The organism is Collinsella sp. CLA-ER-H6 (assembly GCF_040092305.1).
GTDB lineage: Bacteria > Actinomycetota > Coriobacteriia > Coriobacteriales > Coriobacteriaceae > Collinsella.
Map to the genome: position 1 here is coordinate 1 of NZ_JBBNLS010000002.1, position 20,905 is coordinate 20,905.

Here is a 20,905-nt window from a genome sequence, read left to right on the forward strand (position 1 = left end):
ATTCTTGACGGCCTGAACAATCGTCAATATCGGTCGGAGGGGTGGCTTTGTAAAGCCGTTTGTCTCCACCCGCGTAGCGGGTGGTTTAAAGCTGGCCGCTGCGCGGCCAGCGGACTAAAGTCTTGAATAAAAAAGTGGCCGGAAAACCCGACCACCCTTGCACATCCTTTGGATGCCGCAATTTACTTGCGGACGACCTTAACGATGGCGTCACCGGCGGCGACAGCGGAGTCGGCCTCGACGGCGAGTTCGACATCGGCAAACTCGGCGGTGTTGGACACGGCCACGACGACGCAGTCCTTGTAACCGGCGGCGGCAATCTTGGCGCGGTCGATCTTGAGGATGGGCTGACCGGCCTTCACGACGTCGTCAGCCTTGACGAAGCCCTCGAAGCCGTCACCGTTCATGTTGACGGTATCGACGCCAACGTGCACCAGAACCTCGATGCCGCTATCGGACTGCAGACCCACGGCGTGACCCATGGTGACGGTCACCTTACCGTCGCAGGGAGCGTAGACCAGATCGTCCTCGGGCCACACGGCACAGCCCTTGCCCAGAACCTCGCCACCAAAGACGGGATCGGGCACGTCGGCCATCTTGATGACCTTGCCCTTGACGGGCGAGCACAGCACGTCGGCGCCAGCAGAAGCAGAGATGGAGGCCGGAGCAGCGGCAGCCGCGGGCTCAGCCTTCTTCTTGAACATGTCAAACAGACCCATACGTTTTCTCCTCTTGATTAAGCGCAACGTTGTGCGCATGCCTACGGTAATTATAGTGCCAAATGGTTCAAATGCTAAGGTGGGGACTCGAATCGCGAGCCCTTCCCGGTAGCGCTCGTGGAATGAGCGTCTCCTTTGCATCGCGGATCGATAAGCCGAGTATCGCCCGCGCACGGGACGGGCAGAAGCGGGCGCGCCAAACCCGGCACTTCTTTTCGCTCTCGAGTCCTGTCGCCGCCTTGTCCCTAACACTTCCTGACACCGACCGAAGCGTGCCAAAATAAACCTGTCCTTTTTGGTAGGTTTGGCGAGTGTGGATTTTTGGATGCTTAACTAGCGAACGTGGATAATCTCCCACTTTGAGGCCGTCACCGAGCCAAAACGGGAGATTATCCGCTCTCATTTTGGATAACCCCCTTGTACCAAGCCGAGCTCCATGGTCAAGTAATAACGACTTCTCATCATTAGATTGTTTACATCAATTCTAATAACTATTTAATCCTTAAACTCGTTATTAGAATTGATATGATTAGCCTAATAACGAGTTTCCGGCACTAAAGATATGGAGGGCGCGATGCAAATCGAGGAGAACGGCCAGGGAACGCTCCGCAATAATCTATCGGGGAAATTGGCTTACTATTCGTTTTTTCCAACGCCCTTGCAATCATTGAGGCAGCTAAACCTCACCGAGGAAACCTATCGCACGCTTTCCGCATGCTCACGAAAGCTTGGAGAGCTTGAAGGCATGCTCTACTTTGTTCCCAACGCCGACATGTATCTGACAATGTACATGCGCAAAGAAGCACTCCTTTCTTCGCAAATTGAGGGAACCCAGTGCACGTTTGACGACCTACTTAGTCCATCGCAAACACAACTCCATCATAAAGATGTCGCAGACGTCGTGAATTACGTCCGTGCTGTCGACCGCGGCGTAGAACTGCTCAAAAAGATGCCCTTGTGCACGAGACTTCTTAGGCAAGTTCATGCGGTCCTGCTGGACGGAGCGCGCGGAACGGAGAAGAATCCAGGCGAGCTGCGCTCCTCACAAAACTGGATTGGCCCCTCAGGCTGCACCATTGCAACCGCATCGTTTGTCCCTCCAAACATTGAAGATTTGAGCAACACGCTCCAGGACCTCGAACGCTTTATCAATGAGCCTCAAGTCGAAATGGATCCGATTGTGCGGGCGGCGCTCGTCCATTACCAATTTGAAACTGCCCATCCATTCCTAGACGGAAACGGTCGCCTGGGCAGGCTTCTCATTACACTTATGCTCATCAATGATGGCGTTCTTCATTCTTGCTTGTTCTATCCATCGTTCCAGTTCAAGAAAAATCGAAGCGAGTACTACCGGCAACTCACATCCGTAAGGGAGAGAGGCACTTACGAGGAATGGATAGAGTTTTTCTGCAACAGTCTTCTCGAGAGTGCGAAGGACTCGGTAGGGTCTTTAAAAAACCTTGTTGACCTCCATAACCGTTCCACAGCAACCATTACCGAAAATCTCGGAAGGACCGCTGCAAACGGGCAAAGGCTGTTGGGCATTCTTGAAGAGCACCCCATCGTCGACACCGCATTCATCGCTGCCCAACTCGATATCGGCAGGAGTACCGCGAGCTCGCTCGTCAAATCATTTGAAGAATTGGGTATCCTCCGTCCGCTCGACGAGTCAAGACAGAGATACCGGCAGTACGGGTATGAAGAGTATCTTTCGATTCTCAGGGAAGACGCCGAGCCGATTAGATAGGCATCGCAGCCCAAGCAAATTAAAGCGAGCGCGGATAATCTCCCACTTTGAGCCCGCACACAGGCCAAAAACGGGAGATTATCCACGCTCATTCCTGAGTAGTCATTTATGAACGTCCCCAATGACTAGTCCGGCAACGCCGATGTTTCGGCAACGACAGCGAGCGAGCCGCATTCGGAGCAAGACGACGCCGCAGGTAGAGAACGGACAGCGAGCGGGTCGCATTTGAGACAAGGTGACGTGAAACGAAAGGGCGCTGACCTTCTGGTCGCGCCCTTGAAGTTGAACGTCAGATTGTCCAAATGCGGCCCGCGCAGCGTCGAGCAGTTACGGCGTTTGGTAAAACGCCGTAACTAACGTGCTCCGTACTTCTCGTAGTAGGCGTCGATGGCGGTCTTGAGCTCGTCATCGATGACGACCTTGCCGTCGATCTCGTGGTTGTAGAGAGTCTCGACGACCTCGGCCATGGAAACGATGCTCGCGACGGGGAAACCGTACTTAGCCTCGATCTCCTTCTGAGCGGTGGTCACGCCGCCCTTGCCGACCTCCATGCGGTTGAGAGACACGATCAGGCCCTTGATCTCGACATCGGCAGCGGCCTTAACCTTGGGATAGGTCTCGTCGATGGACTTGCCGCTGGTGGTGACGTCCTCGACCATGACCACGCGGTCGCCGTCCTGGGGCTCGTAGCCCAACAGGTTGCCCTTGTCGGCACCGTGGTCCTTGGCCTCCTTGCGGTCGCAGCAGTACTTGACCTCTTTGCCATACAGCTCGTGGTAGGCAATTGCGGTCACGACGGCCAGCGGAATACCCTTGTAGGCCGGCCCAAACAGCACATCAAAGTCGTCGCCAAAGTTATCGTGGATGGCCTGGGCGTAATACTCGCCCAGCTTCTTGAGCTGATAGCCCGTCACATAAGCGCCGGCGTTCATAAAGAACGGGGACTGACGGCCGCTCTTGAGCGTAAAGCTGCCAAACTTAAGAACGTCGGACTCGACCATGAACTTGATGAACTCTTGCTTGTAAGCCTCCATGCGGGCTCCTCTCGTAATCGCGTACGTGCCTTCCAGTTTAGCGCAGGCGAAGCGTCGATGCGGGCGCGCTTTGGGGCCACGGCATTCTGTAAAGGCTTTGTCAGGGGGAATGGTTTTCCGAACAATGGGGTTGACATGTCAAACCCCCTCATCAAGAATACGGGCGGATTAAAAAGGGGTACGAGATACCCAAAGCGCGCTGCGCTCAGCCTTTAGGAGGTGTGCCATGGAAGGCAGTCCTAGTCGAAAAACCTGCATGTCGCCCTCGGCACGCCGCGAGGACTCCGCACACGCATAAACGCCACCGGCAGATCGCCAAAACCACCGCAAAGGCGCGCTGCACCCTTTGTGGGCTCAAGAGCTTGACGTGAGCGACATCTAGGTTTTTTGAAGCAAATACGACACGTACGCTAACTCCCCTCAACAAGGAGGACCCTATGCTGATGCTCAAAACCGTCACGGTACTCGAAGCCATCTCCAAGCGCCGCCGCACGGCGCGCCCTGCCGCTCATACCGGCCTGTCCAAGAACACCATATTCGCCGCCACCCATAGTGCCGAGGACGCCCTCGTACTGCTTGACGCCACGGCAAACGGCCTCACCGTCGAGCAGGCAACTGAGCGCCTGAACGCCGTCGGCCCCAACACCATCGAGGCAACGACCAAAACGCTCGCCCGCCGCATCGCCGACGCGTTCATCGATCCCTTCGCCGGCATCCTCGCCGCGCTCGCACTGGTCTCGCTCTACATCGACGTGCTCGCCGTGCCCGAACCGCAGCGCGACCCCTCCACGGTCATCGTCATCGGCACCATGCTGCTGGTATCGGGCGGCATGAAGTTTATCCAGGAAGCCCGCAGCGGCAATGCGGCCGAGGCCCTCAAGGACCTGGTCTCCAACACTTGCACCGCCCTGCGCGACGGCGAGCGCATCGAGATCCCCTTCGACGAGCTCGTCCCCGGCGATGTAATCCGTCTCTCTGCCGGCGATATGGTGCCGGCAGATGCCCGCATCATCACCGCGCGCGACCTGTTTGTGATCGAGTCCGCACTCACCGGCGAGAGCGAGGCCGTCGAGAAGACCACCGCCGTCACCGTCGTCGAGGGCGCCGACGGCTCCGCACTGCCACTCTCTGCCTGCAAGAACATCGTCTTTACCGGCACCTCCGTGCAAAACGGCGCCGCCATGGCGCTTGTCGTTGCCACCGGCTCGGACACCTACCTGGGCGGCATCGCCAAGATGCTCAACGGGCGCGGCGAAAAAAGCGCGTTTGACCGCGGCGTCTCGAGCGTCTCCATGCTGCTGGTGCGCCTGATGCTCGTTATGGCGCCGGCCGTCTTTGCCATCAACGCCGCCACCAAGGGCAACGTCATCGACGCGCTGCTGTTCGCCACGAGCGTGGCCGTGGGCATCACGCCGCAGATGCTTCCCGTCATCGTGACCACGAGCCTGTCGCAGGGCGCCAAGGACCTCGCCCGTCGCCAGGTTATCGTCAAGGAGCTGCCGGCGATTCAAAACCTCGGAGCGATGGACGTCCTGTGCTGCGACAAGACCGGCACCCTCACCGAAGACCGCATCGTGCTCGAGCGCTACCTCAACACCGATGGCAACGAGGACGCGCGCGTGCTGCGCCATGCGTTTTTGAACAGCTTCTTCCAGACCGGCCTCAAAAATCTTATCGACCTGGCCGTAATCGACCGTGCCGATGTGACGCCCTCGACCGTCGCACCCGATTCCATGCTGGGCCAGAGCCTGCGCGACCGCTACACCAAGGTCGACGAGGTTCCCTTCGATTTCTCGCGCCGTCGCCTGAGCGTAGTTGTCGCCGACGCCCAAGGCAAAACCCAGATGGTTACCAAGGGCGCTGCCGAGGAAATGCTCGAGATCTGCTCCTTTGTCGAGATCGATGGCATCGCTCAGCCGCTCACCGACGAGAAGCTCGCCCAGATTCGCAAGCAGATCGCCGGACTTAACGCCGAGGGCCTACGCGTAATTGCCGTGGCGCAGAAGACCAATCCGCGCTGCGTGGGCGAGTTTGGCATCGCCGACGAGTGCGACATGGTGCTGATGGGCTTTTTGGCCTTCCTCGATCCGCCCAAAGCAAGTGCCGCGGGCGCCGTCGCCACCCTCGAGGCCAAGGGCGTGGCGGTCAAGGTCCTAACCGGCGACAACGACCGCGTCGCCGCCACCGTCTGCGAGCAGATTGGTATCGATGCGAGCAACGTCTTGCTCGGCTCCGAGATCGATGCGCTCGATGACGCCGAACTTGCCAAGCGCGCCGAGAAAACCCACCTCTTCGCCAAGCTCTCGCCGCTGCAGAAGGCGCGCCTGGTACGTGTCATGCGCGAGATGCTCGGCCACACCGTGGGCTTTATGGGCGACGGCATCAACGACGCCGCCGCCATGCGTGCGAGCGATTGCGGCATCTCGGTCGATTCGGCCGTCGATATTGCCAAGGAATCCGCCGATATCATCTTGCTTCAGAAGGACCTGGGCGTGCTCGAGCGCGGCATCATCGAAGGCCGCCGCACTTACGGCAACCTGCTCAAGTACCTCAAGACCACGGTGAGCTCCAACTTTGGCAATGTGCTGTCCGTGACCGTCGCGAGCCTGTTCTTGCCGTTTTTGCCCATGAGCGCCCTGCAGCTGGTACTGCTGTCGCTGGTCTACGAGATCGTGTGCATCGCACTGCCGTGGGACACCGTCGATGACGCCTGGACTGCCCGCCCGCGTGCCTGGGACGCCGCGTCCATCAAGGGCTTTATGCTCGAGCTGGGCCCCGTGAGCTCGCTGTTTGACATCGTGACCTTCGCCGCGCTCTTCTTTGTCGTGTGCCCCGCCGCCGTGGACGCAAGCTGGTCCGAGCTTGCCACCGCGGGCGACGTCGCGGGTATGGCGACCTTTGCTGCGCTCTTCCAGAGCGGCTGGTTTGTCGAGTCCATGTGGTCGCAGACACTCGTGGTCCACATGTTGCGCTCCCCGCATCTGCCGAGCCCGCGCGACCACGCCGCGCCCGCATTGTGCGTTCTTACCGTGCTGGGCCTGGCGCTCGTCACCTGGCTGCCGGCAAGCCCCATCGCCGATGCGCTCGGCCTCATGGCACTGCCCACGAGCTTTTTTGGGCTGCTCATTGGCATCGTTACCGCCTATATCGCGCTCACCCAGCTGGCGAAGCGCCGCTACATTGCCCGCCACGGCGAGCTGCTGTAGCAAGTAGACGGAAAACACCCTGCCAGCTGCCGTTGCCACTACCACAGCTGCCAACGCCGCTGCCGTTGCCTCTGCCGCCGCCGCAGTCTATCCCCCCAGCAGTTGCGGTGAAATAGTTCCTGTTTAAAGCCCCGTGACTTTAATTTAGGGACTATTCCACCGCAACTTATTGGAGGATTAGCTAGTCCTTGGGCGTCCAGGACCAGAAGAAGTTGATGAGGGCCACGCGCGAGGCGGTACCGGCCTTTTTGTTGATCGAAGAAATGTGGCGATAGAGCGTGGAGCGCGAAAGAAAGAGCGTTGTGGCGATGTCCTGAACGCTCTGGTCCGAAACGACCAAGACCTCAAGAATATCGCGCTCGCGCTCTGTAAGCCCAAAGGTGGCGACGAAGGCATCAAGGCGTTCATCGGACGTGAGCTCCGCTGCCTCCACGGGCTCGGGGTCGGAGCATGTGGGCGCAAGATCCCCACCAAGATCATCGGTGGCAGGCGCCAGCTCGTCCCGCATCGCGGCATCATCGGCTCGTTGCCCCAACTGCCCCAGCAGCGTAATCGCAATACCCACAAACATCACGAGCGCCGCGCCGACTGCAGCCAGCACGTTTTGACTCAAAATAATCGCCACTGCCGGCGCCGTCACGAGCATCGAGCACACGTTGTTGACGACGCGGCCCATGCACGGCCAAAAATATGACCAGCGCGCATAGAGCGAGATGGCGGCGAATTTTGTGGTAAAGAACACCACAAAGAAGCCCGAGCCCAGATAAAAGATGATCGTGGCAGCAAGCTCGTTGCCGCCATTGCCCTCGACGATGAGCACAAAAAAACGAAAGCGTAGACAACATGGCGGCGCATGTCATGCCGATATTCATATACGAACGGCCGCGCAGGTCAAATAGGACGCCGGCGGCCAACGAGCTCACGACAAGCAGCAGGCGCGGCCAGTCACCCAAATCAACGGCTCCGACAGCATGCAAGGTCGTGAGGCCCGCGTTGAGAGCGGCGAATACGCCGGAAAGATACACCGTCGCCACGGTCAGGCGAACTACGGCGCGGCGGAATGCCGCCTTTGCCTTGGGATCGTCTTGCCACTTGGCGCCATATTCCAAAGCATCTACCGAAAGTCCGGCAACGCTGGGTTCAAAGTTGGGATCGGACTCGTCGCGCAGTTTGGCGCGTCGGGCACCGTGGAGCAACGCCACCTGCACGATCGCACAAACGACCAGAACAGCCTGCTGAGGAATACCGACAGGCATCACCATGTGGTTGAGGACCTGCACCAGAACGCCCATGGCGTAAGAAAGTGCGGCGGCGCGCGCCAAGCAAGGCGTTCGCGCAAAGCGCCGCGCAAAGTTTGCGTGGGCAGTCGATCCGCAGTAGCCCAGCGCACAGCACGCCACCAAACCGCCGGCAATTATTACCTCAACCTGAACCGCCATAATCAACAGCAGCAATGCCGCCACCAGCAAAACGCCCGTGACGTCACTCGTTGCGTCGATGGCATGGGGACGGTGATAATACAGAATGGGACGCACAAAAAAGCCAATCACGCTCGCGCCGAGGACAAGGCTCTCATAAATAACGACCTCGTTCGGAGACACGAACTCGGCCATGCGCACATCAAAGAGATACTCGCACGCCAAAAACGTGAAGAAGAACAGCGCCAGGCATATAATCTCCCGAATGCCCCGACGCAGATATGCGGTTGTGTCTCCTATGTCCCTCATGGTTAACCCCCAGCCGCTCAATTGTCTGGAAATCTATTTTAATAAAGAACCAGTCTCAATATCGAAGCCGAGCTCGAAATGCTGCAAATTTGACCCCAGCCGTTCACGTCACACCGCGGTTTTGAGCCTCATGGACCAGAAGGGACACGCGCGGCCTCTAGCTCGGCCAGGAGTGTCCCAGCTGCCACTCATTTAAGTACGTCCCCAATGAGTGGCCGAAGAGTGTCCCCCGCGACTAGTCGTTTGAGAACGTCCCCAACGACTAGTCAAAAATGGGCCATGTGTCCCAGTTGTGGAGACTCCTTGAGCCGTCTGGGTATCGCGAAGAATCGCACACTCCCCCATCATCAAAAGTGACACACGCTACCTGTTGATGGGAGGCAGCCATGGGCTTCTTTGACAAGATGTTCGAGAAGAAAGAGTGCGCGATTTGCGGTACCGAGCTGGGACTTCTAGGTAAGACAAAAATCAATGAAGGCTACCTGTGCAAAGAGTGCGCCGGCAAGCTCTCCCCCTACTTTCACGGCTATCGCTCCAGCACCGCGGACGATATCCGTGAGCAACTCGCCTACCGCGAGGCCAACGCCGAACGCCTGTCTTCGTTCAACCCCACGCGCACGCTTTCTGCCGGGCGCACCAATATTATGCTCGATGAGGACGCGGGCCTGCTGATCATCACTTCGCAGAGCCGCTGGCGCGACGCCAATCCCGACATCATCGAGTTCTCGCAGGTACTCGGCTGCGATATGGATATCGACGAGCAACGCACCGAGATCTATCGCGAGACCAAGGACGGCGAGCGCGAGAGCTACAACCCGCCGCGCTACGACCTGGATTACGACTTTAATCTGACCATCCACGTCAACACGCCGTACTTTACCGAGATCAACCTGCGCGTGAACGACTCCACCATCGATCAGCGCGGCTCCATCGAATATCGCGAGGCCAAGCGCCAGGCAACCGAAGTCCGCGATGCGCTGGTGCAGCTGCGCCAGGAGACGCGCGACAGCGTCGTGGCCGCCAAAGCCCCCAAGACCGCGGTGACCTGCCCCTTCTGCGGAGCCACCACCATTCCCGATGCCAGCGGGCGCTGCGAATACTGCGGCGGCGCCATCGGCGCATAGCCTCCGGCAGCGAAAGGACCGATCATGGCCTTTGAGAGCATCAACTATCAATGCCCCGCGTGTGGCGGCCCCCTTCACTTTGCCAGTGCCGAGCAAAAGCTCGTCTGCGACTACTGCGATTCTCGTTTTGAAGTCGAAGAAATCGAGGCCCTCTATCGCGAGCGCCAGGACAAGGCAGATGCCAAAGCCGATGCAGCAGCCGCAACGCCCAAGCCCGTCGCCGACGACGCGGTGCAGGAACTCGCCCAAAACGCCGGCTACATCTGCTCGTCGTGCGGCGCCGAGCTCGTGTCCGACGGCACCGTCGCCGTCACCACCTGCCCGTACTGCGGCAACTCCGCCGTGGCGCCCGGCCAGCTCTCTGGCGACTTCTCGCCCGACCTGGTGATTCCGTTTAAGCTCGGGCGCGATGACGTCACGGCCGCACTCAAGGAACACTACAAGGGCAAGATCTTGCTGCCCAAGAGCTTTGTCACCGGCAACCACATCGACGAGGTCCAAGGTGTCTACGTGCCGTTTTGGCTCTACGGCGCCCGCGTTGACGGCGAAGTGTACTTTGACGCGACCAACGAGACCGTGACCGAGGAATCCGACCGCACCGTCACGACCACCGACCACTACGATGCCTATCGCAAGGGCAATATCTCGTTTAAGCGCGTGCCCGTCGACGGATCATCCAAGATGCCCGACGGCCACATGGACGCCATCGAGCCGTTTGACTACGACGCACTGCGTCCGTTCTCGGTCGCATATATGCCCGGCTACATCGCCAACCGTTACGACGAGGACTGCGAGACCTGCAAGGCGCGCGCCGAGCGCCGTATGGAAGAAAGCACAATCTCGGCCCTGCGCGAGACCGTCGTCGACGAATACGACGATGCCACGGTCGAAAGCAAGCAGCTCGACTACACCTGGGAAGACAGCGACTACGCCCTGTTCCCCGTCTGGATGCTCTCCACCTCGTGGAACGGCAAGAGCTACCTGTTTGCCATGAACGGCCAGACCGGCCGCTTGGTCGGCGAGCTCCCCTGCTCCAAGCCCAAGCTCGTCATCGCCTCGGTGCTGTTCTTTATGATCGGATTTATCCTCTCCCAGATTCTCTTTATGGGGGAATACGCCTTCGATCCGGATTACCTCACCTTTGATATCGAGGGCATCCTCATCAATATCATCGCGCCGCTGATCATCGTGATTATCGGAGACGTGCTACTGGTAGGCCAGCTCAAGACGGCCAACGAAGCAACCTGTGCCGATGAGTATTGTGGCGAGCTCGACCTGACCGAGAAACACGACACCTTCAGCCACACCGAGACCACCGTTGTCATGAAAGACGACAAGGACGACTAAGCAATCCAACCAATACCACCCGGCCTTTGACAAGAAAGGAAGATCACCATGGGACTCTTGAAAGCTGGATTGGGAGCTGCCGGCGGCGTCATGGCCGACCAGTGGAAGGAATTTATCTACTGCGAATCGATGCCTGCTGACGTCTTGGCCTGCAAGGGCAGCAAACGTACCGGTGGCCGCAGCTCCAACACGCGCGGCGAGGACAACGTCATCTCCAACGGCTCGGTCATCGCCGTCAACGACGGACAAGGCATGCTCGTGGTGCAAAACGGCAAGATCATCGAAGTCGCGCTGGAGCCCGGTGAGTTCGTCTTCGACACCGGCAGCGAGCCGAGCGTCTTTAGCGGCAACCTGGGCGATTCCATCAAGGAGACCTTCGCCAATATCGGCAGCCGTTTTACCTTTGGCGGCGATGCAGGCAAGGACCAGCGCGTCTACTTCATCAACACCAAGGAGATCATCGGCAACAAGTACGGCACTGCCTCGCCCGTGCCCTTCCGCGTGGTCGATAACAACATTGGCCTGGACGTCGACATCTCCGTGCGCTGCAACGGCGAGTATTCGTACCGCATCACCAACCCGCTGCTGTTCTACACCAACGTATGCGGCAACGTGACCGATAGCTACACGCGCGACAAGATCGACAGTCAGCTTAAGTCCGAGCTGCTCACCGCCCTGCAGCCCGCCTTTGCCAAGATCTCGGAGATGGGCATCCGCTACAGCGCCATCCCCGGCCACACCACCGAGCTCGCTCGCGCGCTCAACGAGGTCCTCTCTGCCGACTGGCGTGACCTGCGCGGCGTCGAGATCGTGAGCTTTGGCGTCAACTCCATCGCCGCCTCGCAAGAGGACGAGCAGATGATCAAGGACCTGCAGAAAGCCGCGGTCATGCGCGATCCCACCATGGCGGCAGCCAACATTGCCAGCGCCCAGAGCGATGCGATGCGCGCGGCAGCCGCCAACCCCAACGGCGCAATGGCCGGCTTTATGGGCATGGGCATGGCAGGTGGCATGGGCGGCATGAACGCCAGTCAGCTGTTCGCCGCCGGCCAGGCACAGCAGCAGGCCGCCCCGCAGCCGGCTCCGGCACCCGCTCCCGCACCGGCTCCCACCGCCGCGCCAGCCGCCGGCACGTGGACCTGCAACTGCGGCGCCACCAACACCGGCAAGTTCTGCTCCGAGTGCGGCAGTCCCGCACCCGCCCCGGCACCGGCCAAGTGGTTCTGCCCCAACTGCGGCAGCGAAAACGGCGGCAAGTTCTGCAGCAACTGCGGAACGCCCCGGCCCTAACCCCTTTATCTGGTAATTGGCGGGGGATCCGCCACCCCCGCATTTGCTTCTATGGGTTTCGTTCGATGAAGGAGGACACCATGAAGACAACGTTCAAAAAGTCCGTACTCGCATTTCTGACATGCGTCCTGGCGCTCGCCTTTGCCCTGACGGGCTGCAGCGGCGGCGGCAAAGACCCCAAGGCCAACTTCGTCGGCAGCTGGGAACTCTCGGGTGGAACCCTGGAGGGCGAAGAGCTGACCGATGAGTACATGAAGATGCTCGAGGATTGGGGTGTCCACTGCGTCCTGATTCTCGATGAGGACGGTACAGGCGCCCTCGACCTGTTCCTTGAAGTCGTCGACCTTAAATGGGAGGCAAAGGACGCCACCACCGTAACCATCACCGCCGAAGACGAGTCGCATGACATGAAGCTCAAGGACGGCAAACTCATTCTCGAAGAAGATGACGGCAATCTTGTCTTTACCAAGTCCGACAAGGACCTGTCCGGTACGGTGAAGAAGGATCGCGAGGCGGCCGAGAAGGAAGAGGAGATCGATGAGGCCGTCGAAGACGACGATGTCCAGAGTGCCGAAATCTCCCCCGCCGTCACCGTCGCCGATGACGATCTGTGCACCATCACCATCACCGAGAAGTTCAAGGACGACTGGGGCGACATCGGCTTTGTCGTCAACATCACCAACAAGAGCGACAAGGACCTGACCTTCTACGCTCCTTCCGGCAAGACCAACGTCAACGGCACCATGAAGGAACCCTGGTTCTCGGCTCACCTGATGCCCGGCACCAACGCCACCGAGGAATTCACGTTCTCGAGCGGCGAGCTTGACAGCCTTGACGACCTCGTCAATACGACCATCGGCATCGACGCCTACCTGACCGATTCCTACGAGGACGTCGCCTCCTACAGCGCAACCATCGCGTAACGGCAGACCACGACAGTCGCGGATTGGCGGACACATCCGCGCACACCAGGCGGGGCCGCAGGAGTTGATCCTGCGGCCCCGTCGCTTTATGTCGATGCGTAACGAGCGCTAGCGCTCCATGTTGGGAACGATGCTGCCCTCCGTTACTGCGCGCACGGCCAAGCGCATGATGTTGTCGTAGCCGGTCTTGTTGAGAATCTCCGAGATGCGGCGTTTGATGGTGCCCTCGCTCATAAACAGCTCGGCCGCGATCTCGCGACGACTTTTGCCCTCGCAGGCAAGGCGCAAGATCGACAGCTCGACATCGTCGAGGGCCGCCGTGCCCGAGAAGATGCTCTCGGGCGGCTTGGGAAACGTGCAGTAACCCGCCAGCGTGGAGCGCATCACGGCGAAAAGCTCGTCGATACCGACGTTCTTGTACACAAAGCTGTCGACGCCCGCCTCGCGTGCCTGGTCCACAAAGGTGATCTCGGGCATACCCGTCATGATAATGACGCGGCACTCGGGCAGTTGTTCTTTGATGTGCGCCGCCGCCACGATGCCGTTGGAATCGTGCTCGGTGCACACATCCATCAGTATCATGTCTGGGCGCTCCTTGAGCGCGACACCCAAGGCCTCGGAGGCATCGGCGATCGCGGCGACGACGGTCATATCGGGCTGGTCACCGACGGAGCGCGCGAGGCTCTCGCGCAGGATGGCCTGGTCTTCGACTATAAGGACGCGGATCATGAACTTCTCCTTTGGACCGTGGCGTTGGAGGCGAGCGGGATGGACACCGTAAGCGTGAAGGGCGGGGCGGTGTGGACTTCCAGGCTGCCGCCCAGATTCTGTGCGACATGCCTCATACCTGGGATACCCGTTCCCTCGCGATACGATACGGGTGCAGGCGCGCCGTCGTTAGAAACGGTCATCCGCGCAACAGCGCCGTCTTCCGACGTCTCCTGCCACAGACGCACGTGGACCCGATGCGCCTGTGCATGCTTGGTGGCATTGGTCGAGGCCTCGCGGATAATCTGCAAAAATGCGGCGGCGACACGCGCGTCCTCAGGCAGCGCACCCTCAACATCGATCTGCACACTCACCAGGCCAAAGGCATGGACGATATCGCCCAGTTGCTCTGCCGGTTCGGTGTCGCCCCCGCTGCGCAGATCGGCAGCGATTGAGCGCAGCAGCGGGTCGATCTGCTCGAGTGACTCGTCATCCAGGCGCCCCTCCTCCAGATAACGATGGAGGATGGACAGGCGCTGCCCGATCACATCGTGCACGCGAGCGCGCATACGCAGATAGGCCGCATTGTCAGCAACTTTTTTGACTTCTTCGATCTGGGCTTGGAGCTCTTGGCCCGCAAGCTCAAGCAGGTGGTTGGCTTGCGCCAGACGATCATGAGCATGCGCATACTCTGTTACATCCAGGCCGATAATGCGCTCGAAGAGGCGGCCCGAAACCATAACGTCATCGTGCACGAACAAGCGAATCTCGGCGGGAGAAACCTCGACCACAACGCGCGCCTCACCAAAGCGGTCCAGATTAATGCGCACGCGGTTCTGGCTGCTTTCGGGCATTTGCATGCTGAGTTTGCGCAGGTCGTTCCATGTTCCGCTCATATCGCCTAGGTCGGTGGGCATATGAAGCTCCACCAGGTTTTTTCGCATGCAGCGGTTCATGAGCAGCGGACGGCCCCTCGGGTCCAGATACAGGATGCCCACGGGAATCACGTTGATGGTCTCGATCGTCGAGAACATGGTGATATCCTCCTGGCGGTTGCGGACATCCATCAAGAGCGCCGCGATGGAACGGAACAGGAAAAACGCTCCCTCTGCGATAAGGACAACGGTCCACGCCGAGCCCATGGCAAAAACCACCGGCGGTGTAACGGCGACAACAAGCAGCAGCTCGACCAGCATGACGGGGCGACGATAGCGCACCATAAGCACCACGCCATAGGCAAAGATTGCGACATTGAGCCACAGCGCTCCGCCCATTGCCCTGGCGCAAACATAAAGCGGCGCCACCAGATACGAGCCAGACGACGCGAACAGGATAAGCGCCGAAACCACCAGGTGAACCACGAGGCTCGCCTCGTAGGCACAAATCACCTTACGGTTATAGGACGAGCGGCGCGATGCGATGAGCGGGACGTGGATCGTCTGCAGACACGCAGCCAGGGCAAAGACAACATCGAGCGCAACGATTTGGGGAAGAATGAGCGAAATCTGCATCGTCACTCACCCGCCCTCGGCATCAAGACGATCATGCGCAGCTGGCCGGGCTCGCCCTCAAGGCGGTATGCCACGTTGCGCCCTTGCAGAGCGCTTTCGAGCTCTTGCGCAGCGGGCGTCTGCGAAAGATCTGCATCATCGTTGGAAAAAAGCGCGGCACGCAGCTCGACACTGCATCGGTCATGATCGCCCAAGTGATACATAAGCGCCGGATGGTCGGTGGTGTAGGCAAAAAAACGCAAAGTCATACACGCAGTCGTACAGGGCGCTTACCGTACTGGCGTGCATCGGGCGCCGTATGGCGATAATCGAAGCGCAATCGATATCGATGGTGCGCAGGTCGCTTGCGAGCTCGTTGGCAATGAGCTGAATGCGGTCGCGATCAAAACCGCTCTCCCCGTGCTGTGCCAACGTGAGCGACCCCTTGCGCTTGCAATAGGCGACGAGCATCTTGGCGCGCTGCAGCATGCGGTAACGCTCGTGCGAAGACGATTCATCGGTCAACGGCGGCAGCGAGCTCAGCAGGTCGTACATCCCTTCGAGCGCGCGGGCAAGCGCCTGGTCCACGTCTTGGACCAGCAAGGTCTCGGCCTCTTGGTCTGCCAGGTGCGTCTTAAGGTCGTAGTCGGCGGCGAGCAGCTCATTTTGACGCTGCAGCTCCATACGACGATGTGCCAGTTCACGGTTAAGCTCGTTGAGATCCGACACGTCTTGGGCAAGCAGGGCCGATCCGCCCAGCAGTGGAAAGGCACGGTGCATCACATCGGGATCGGACGCCACGGCAAAGGCATGGGCGCGGCTGTGCGCCTGGGTCCGCAACTCCTCGCGCACGCCTACCGGCATTGGCTTTGACACTGGCGTGGCATAGACTTCCTGCAGGTCGCGCGTTAGAACTTTGAGGTCAAGCGGCAAGGTGTCGAAAATGCCGGCGATGTCGTGATATGACGGAACGACACCGCAATCGAGACAGATTTCCATCGCCACCACGCACAAGACGCAATAGATGAGCGAGAAGTTGAGCCTCCATGCCCAGGGCACGCGCAACGCATATGAGATGGCAAAGAACGCGCCGCCCAGCAGCACGAGCGCCGCCGTGCCCGAGAAACGTTGGATGCGAAAGGACGAGGACCGGCCCACCAGGATAAAAAAGGCCACAAAGTTAAAGGCCGTCCACACGAGGACGGCGAAATAACCCCAGCCGTACGCGTAATCGTTGCTCCAGGTGTCGCTTGTACGGTCAAAGTGGAAGACCTGCTGGTGAAAATCGTTGGTGAGCACAAATCCGATAAGCAGGATAGCCACAATCCACAGCGCAGCGCAGTAGCGGCGACCCAGGCGGTGTTGCTCCAGGCCCGCAAGGCGCAGACCACACAACTGGTAGAGCAGCGGAATGAGTGTCATGGGCACGTAGTACAGGTACCACAGCACGGTGGCATAGAACGGCGTGAACGACTTGTACTTGAGAACGACTTCGATCATCCACAGGGCGCAGATGGTGGCGACGGCAACAAGGCGGCGGCGCAGCACATAGTCCAAACAGCGCAGATAGACCGATACGCCCCAGATCGAAAATATAATTGCGGCGACAAGCAGCGGGAGAGAGCTCGAGTGGGCGAGCGCATCCACGACCTCTTCGGACACCTCGCTATAGGCGGGCACGGCGTTAGAAAGTTTGGGGTCGAAGGCGAACAGCGCCGGCAAGACTGCCAAAAGCATGAGGAACAGCGCGGTGATGGCGCCGGCGATAGCAAAGACGCGGTGGCGGTACACCTGATGTGTTATGCCAACAAGGAATCGCGGCATGGCGAAGAGCCTGCCGCCCCTGGGATCCGCAGCCGGTGCGGTCCGGGCGGCCGCGTGGCCGATATGTCGCTCGCGGGTACCCATAGTGCTTTTAGTGTACCGACAGATGGGTCGAAAAAGCGGGCCGCATGTCCCAAAATCCGCAGACGGCAAGGCGCCCGGCAGCCTCCCCCGTCTGGCACTTCCCGATATCCGCCCGCCCCAAACCACCGCAAAGGAGACAGGCACCTTTGTGGTGGTTTGGGGCGATGCGCTAGTCCACGGTGATGTCGAGATTTTTGCCGATGAGGCCTACGTAGCCGCCTTCGGCTGCCTTGGGGCTGTCGGCATGGCAGAGGACCCACTTGTCGGCCTTCCAGTAGCAGTAGCTGTCGCCGGCCGCAGGCATGTCGGCCGCGACCTCGGGGCGCGGGCCGTTGGTGCCGGCGGGCAGCGCCACCATCACCTGGAAGCCACCGTCGTCGACCATGCACGGCGTGTAGTGGAGCGTGGTGTTGAAGACTTCGACGACCGTACCCGCCGGCACGCGAAACGCCTTGACGCACGCGGTGTCGAGCTTGCCGTCCTCGATCTCCCAGCGATGCGCCACGAGCAGGATAAAGTCGCGAGCGCCCAGGTTGAATTCGCTCGCGCGGTGATACTCCAGGCAGTTGAGTCGTGTATTGTGGCCGTTGCACCAGCCGAGCTGGAAGGGACGGCCACCAAACATGAGAAAGCCAAGCTTGTCGGCATCCTTGACGTCCTCGAGCTCCGGCGCGCTTGCTACGTACTTGCTGCCCTCGGGAATGGGCGTGGCAGAGAGCGCCTCGAGCACGGGCGACGTGAGCTCGGACGAAACGTTATCCCAAACGTTGCCATAGGATTTGAACTCGGGATCGTTGACAGAGTAGATATGCATGTTCACTCCTGTTCGTAAATGTGACTATACGAACATTCTAGAACAAACATGAGCGATTTTGAACGCTCGCCCCGACCAATCAACAAAAAGGCGCCCCCGCATAAGCGAAGGCGCCCAATGCGCGCGTTTTGGACGATAAAGCCCTTATGCCTGCTGATAGTGCAGGTGCTTCTCGTCGATATCGGCCAGGTCGCGGTCGAGGTAGCGGCGCGCAAGCCAGTTGGCCATGGGAAGGTTCTGGTCCAGGTAGTTGCCGCACTCCTCGGGAGCGGCACCGGGGACATCGCCCTCAAAGTCGGCGACAAACTCGAACAGCTCACGCACGAGCGGCAGGATCTCCTCGCTCGTCACCTCGCCAAATACGACGAGGTAAAAGCCCGTGCGGCAGCCCATGGGGCCAAAGTAGACAATGCGGCCCGACCACTCGGCATGATTGCGAAGGAACGTCGCGCCCAGGTGCTCGATGGTGTGGCACTCGGCCGTGTTCATGACCGGCTCCTTGTTGGGCGTGGTCAGACGCAGGTCAAAGGTGGTGACGGCGGCCCCGGTCGCCGGATCGCGGTCGATGCGGCTCACATACACGCCGGGCTCAAGCAACAGATGGTCAACGGAAAAGCTCGCAATGCGCTCCATGGCAGATCCTCTCGGTAGTCAATTTGGGACGGGCTCTTTTAGCTGGTTCGAATGGTCGCACCAATCATAACAGTCAAAAAAGCCCCGTCCCAAAAAGACAACTTAGCCCAGGACGCGGGCCATACGCGTCTTGAACTCGGACAGGAAGCGCGGAGCATCCACGGTCAGTGCCACAAGCGTGCTCTTGTCCGGATCGGACAGGCGGCGCTCATCGCAGATGGTGCGACCGCGGTACTCGCCCAGCAGATCAACACGCAGGTTGCAGCCGAGCGCACCTACGAGCGTGGGGTCGATCGCCACGGCAACGGCCAGCGGATCGTGCAGCGCACAACCACCCAGGTAGGGTGCGTTCATCTCGTACGAGCCAATGTAGTGCTCGACCATGCTCGCAAATGCGCAGCCCGCCATGGTGCCCGAGCCCGTCCAGCCGGCAATGTCGCGGCGTGTGAGCACCACGCGATGCGTCACGTCCAGACCCACCATGGTGAGCTTACGGCCCGAGCGCAGCACCGCGTCGGCTGCCTCGGGGTCGCTCGCCATATTGGCCTCGGCGCCCGCGCTCACGTTGCCGGGCACGGTAAGGGCGCCGCCCATCACGACCACGCGGCCGATGGACATCGTCGCCGCCGCATCGCGCTCCAGGGCGAGCGCCAGGTTGGAGAGCGGGCCAGTCGCCACGTAGACCAGATCGGGACCATAGGTGCGCGCGGCATCGATCAGATAATCGACCGCAGCGTTGCCGTCGGCCGAGGTCGCCCCCACCGGCTCGTAGGGCGACGCGGGCACGCTCGCGCCGCCGATGCCGTTCTTGCCGTGAATGAGCGCGGTGGACGCCGGCGGCGTATAGGGCTCAGTCGCCTGCAGAGGACGGTCGGCACCCAGGTACACCGGAACCTCGGGGCGACCCAGCAGATCGAGCACCGCCAGGCAATTGTGCGCCGATTGCTCGACGCGCACGTTACCAAAGCACGTGGTGATGCCCACGAGCTCCACCTCGGGGCTCGCGATGGCATAGGCCAGCGCCATCGCATCGTCAACACCCATATCCAGATCAAGGATCAGCTTCTTGATTGCCATTGTTCTACTCCGCTTCTCCGTCTTGTACTAAATCGTCTAAATCAAACACGCGCTCAACTTCGGCGCGCGTGGGAATCGATTGCTGAGCGCCCAGGCGCGACACCGTCACCGCCGAGGCGCGAGCGCCCGCGGCCATGCACTCAAAGAGCGGCAGGCCCTCTAGGCGAGCCGCCGCCAACGCGCCGATAAACGTATCGCCGGCGGCCGTGGTATCGACTACCGTACTCGAAAGTGCCGGCATGCGCAGCAGCTCACCGCCATCGCCGAGCGTAACCGAGCCGGCACCGCCCAACGTGATGACCGCAGCCCCGGCACCCTTGTCGAGCAGCGCATTGAGCGCCGCGACGCAGCTTGCATCATCCGTGGGCAGAATGCCCGTCAGAACCTGGCACTCGGTCTCGTTGGGGCAGACCAGGTCGACCGCAGGCCAGACCTCCGCAGGCAGCTCGCAGGCAGGCGCTGGATTAAAGACCGTATAGAACCCCAGCTCGTGAGCACAAACAAGCGCCTCGGCCGTCGCCGCAAGGTCACATTCACCCTGGGCGATAAAGACGCTTCCGGCAGCCGGGGCAATCTCGCTGGCGTCGTCGTCGAGCTCATGGGCCACCAGACGCCTCAACGCGCAGGCAACGTCCGCGCCCGCAAGCGCATGGTTGGCGCCCGGTGACAGTATGATGCGGTTGTCGCCCTCGCAGCGAATGATGGTCGCCGTTCCCGTCTCCACGTCATCGCGATGCACTACAAAGTCACAGTCCACGCCGGCGTCTTGGAGCCCCACCACGAGCGACGCGCCGAACGCGTCGCGACCGACCGCGCCGATCATGTGCGTGCACGCGCCCATACGCGCGGCAGCTACAGCCTGATTGGCGCCCTTGCCGCCGGCGTTGGTGATAAACCCGCTGCCGCCGACGGTCTCGCCCGCACGCGGTATGCGCTCGCACGCCACCGAAAGGTCCATGTTCATGCTGCCGAACACCGCAACGATGCCGCGATCTGCCATGGAAACCTCCTCATCTGCGGGCCTTATGCCCACCGCCGGCCGTCGATCGTGCACTCTCGCACCCCCTATAACTTTAGTTCACTTTGATGTGGACGCGCGCTTGAGCTTGCGCCAGCAGCAAGCATTCACAGGAGCAGGCAGCTACAATGAAGGCGTGC

General features: G+C 60.2%; 18 protein-coding genes. 7 read left to right on the plus strand and 11 right to left on the minus strand.

Features of this window, described 5'->3' with window-relative positions:
* Positions 1-182 precede the first annotated feature (182 nt).
* Positions 183-719, minus strand: a complete 537-nt coding sequence (locus AAAX77_RS00820; protein ID WP_055285321.1) for a PTS glucose transporter subunit IIA — start codon at positions 717-719, stop codon at positions 183-185.
* Positions 720-1,293: 574 nt separating this feature from the next.
* Between AAAX77_RS00820 and AAAX77_RS00825 the strand changes: the two genes are divergently transcribed.
* Positions 1,294-2,466 carry a Fic family protein gene (locus AAAX77_RS00825; RefSeq protein WP_349104284.1) on the plus strand — a complete coding sequence of 391 codons (1,173 nt, stop codon included), beginning with the start codon at positions 1,294-1,296 and terminating at the stop codon, positions 2,464-2,466.
* A gap of 353 nt (positions 2,467-2,819) precedes the next feature.
* Here AAAX77_RS00825 and pyrE read toward each other — a convergent pair whose 3' ends face one another.
* Entirely contained in the window at positions 2,820-3,500 is a 681-nt protein-coding gene (gene pyrE / locus AAAX77_RS00830) for an orotate phosphoribosyltransferase (protein WP_349104286.1), read from the minus strand.
* 437 nt (positions 3,501-3,937) lie between these two features.
* Between pyrE and mgtA the strand changes: the two genes are divergently transcribed.
* Entirely contained in the window at positions 3,938-6,706 is a 2,769-nt protein-coding gene (gene mgtA / locus AAAX77_RS00835; protein ID WP_349104288.1) for a magnesium-translocating P-type ATPase, read from the plus strand.
* A gap of 181 nt (positions 6,707-6,887) precedes the next feature.
* Here mgtA and AAAX77_RS00840 read toward each other — a convergent pair whose 3' ends face one another.
* Positions 6,888-7,526: a LuxR C-terminal-related transcriptional regulator gene (locus tag AAAX77_RS00840; RefSeq protein ID WP_349104290.1), complete on the minus strand. Its 639-nt coding sequence runs from the start codon at positions 7,524-7,526 to the stop codon at positions 6,888-6,890.
* A gap of 151 nt (positions 7,527-7,677) precedes the next feature.
* Here AAAX77_RS00840 and AAAX77_RS00845 point away from each other — a divergent pair, with 151 nt between their 5' ends.
* From AAAX77_RS00845 to AAAX77_RS00865, 5 genes are all read left to right on the plus strand, one after another.
* On the plus strand, positions 7,678-8,439 hold the full coding sequence (locus tag AAAX77_RS00845; RefSeq protein ID WP_349104292.1) for a hypothetical protein: 762 nt from the start codon (positions 7,678-7,680) through the stop codon (positions 8,437-8,439).
* 380 nt (positions 8,440-8,819) lie between these two features.
* The gene (locus AAAX77_RS00850; RefSeq protein WP_055310636.1) at positions 8,820-9,557 is read left to right on the plus strand and encodes a DUF4428 domain-containing protein; all 738 of its coding nucleotides are present in this window, start codon (positions 8,820-8,822) and stop codon (positions 9,555-9,557) included.
* 24 nt (positions 9,558-9,581) lie between these two features.
* On the plus strand, positions 9,582-10,904 hold the full coding sequence (locus tag AAAX77_RS00855; RefSeq protein ID WP_349104293.1) for a hypothetical protein: 1,323 nt from the start codon (positions 9,582-9,584) through the stop codon (positions 10,902-10,904).
* Positions 10,905-10,952: 48 nt separating this feature from the next.
* Positions 10,953-12,194, plus strand: a complete 1,242-nt coding sequence (locus AAAX77_RS00860; RefSeq protein ID WP_349104295.1) for an SPFH domain-containing protein — start codon at positions 10,953-10,955, stop codon at positions 12,192-12,194.
* An 80-nt stretch (positions 12,195-12,274) separates the two neighbouring features.
* Entirely contained in the window at positions 12,275-13,117 is an 843-nt protein-coding gene (locus AAAX77_RS00865) for a hypothetical protein (RefSeq protein WP_349104297.1), read from the plus strand.
* Between the two features lie 108 nt (positions 13,118-13,225).
* Here the strand turns inward: AAAX77_RS00865 and AAAX77_RS00870 are convergent, their stop codons facing one another.
* The 8 genes from AAAX77_RS00870 to AAAX77_RS00905 form a co-directional block, all read right to left on the minus strand.
* Complete coding sequence (locus AAAX77_RS00870; protein ID WP_349104299.1) at positions 13,226-13,846, minus strand: response regulator transcription factor; 621 nt, start codon at positions 13,844-13,846, stop codon at positions 13,226-13,228.
* Entirely contained in the window at positions 13,843-15,336 is a 1,494-nt protein-coding gene (locus AAAX77_RS00875) for an ATP-binding protein (RefSeq protein ID WP_349104443.1), read from the minus strand. The genes AAAX77_RS00870 and AAAX77_RS00875 overlap by 4 nt, the downstream gene beginning before the upstream one ends.
* A 2-nt stretch (positions 15,337-15,338) precedes the next feature.
* Positions 15,339-15,584, minus strand: a complete 246-nt coding sequence (locus tag AAAX77_RS00880; RefSeq protein WP_349104301.1) for a hypothetical protein — start codon at positions 15,582-15,584, stop codon at positions 15,339-15,341.
* Positions 15,517-17,139 carry a histidine kinase N-terminal 7TM domain-containing protein gene (locus tag AAAX77_RS00885; RefSeq protein ID WP_349104303.1) on the minus strand — a complete coding sequence of 541 codons (1,623 nt, stop codon included), beginning with the start codon at positions 17,137-17,139 and terminating at the stop codon, positions 15,517-15,519. Before AAAX77_RS00885 ends, AAAX77_RS00880 begins: the two co-directional genes overlap by 68 nt.
* A gap of 253 nt (positions 17,140-17,392) precedes the next feature.
* Entirely contained in the window at positions 17,393-18,037 is a 645-nt protein-coding gene (locus AAAX77_RS00890) for a DUF4867 family protein (RefSeq protein ID WP_349104305.1), read from the minus strand.
* 144 nt (positions 18,038-18,181) lie between these two features.
* Entirely contained in the window at positions 18,182-18,670 is a 489-nt protein-coding gene (locus AAAX77_RS00895; protein ID WP_195521906.1) for an S-ribosylhomocysteine lyase, read from the minus strand.
* 102 nt (positions 18,671-18,772) lie between these two features.
* On the minus strand, positions 18,773-19,747 hold the full coding sequence (locus AAAX77_RS00900) for a nucleoside hydrolase (protein ID WP_349104307.1): 975 nt from the start codon (positions 19,745-19,747) through the stop codon (positions 18,773-18,775).
* Positions 19,748-19,751: 4 nt separating this feature from the next.
* Complete coding sequence (locus AAAX77_RS00905) at positions 19,752-20,747, minus strand: ribokinase (RefSeq protein WP_349104309.1); 996 nt, start codon at positions 20,745-20,747, stop codon at positions 19,752-19,754.
* Positions 20,748-20,905: the final 158 nt, after the last annotated feature.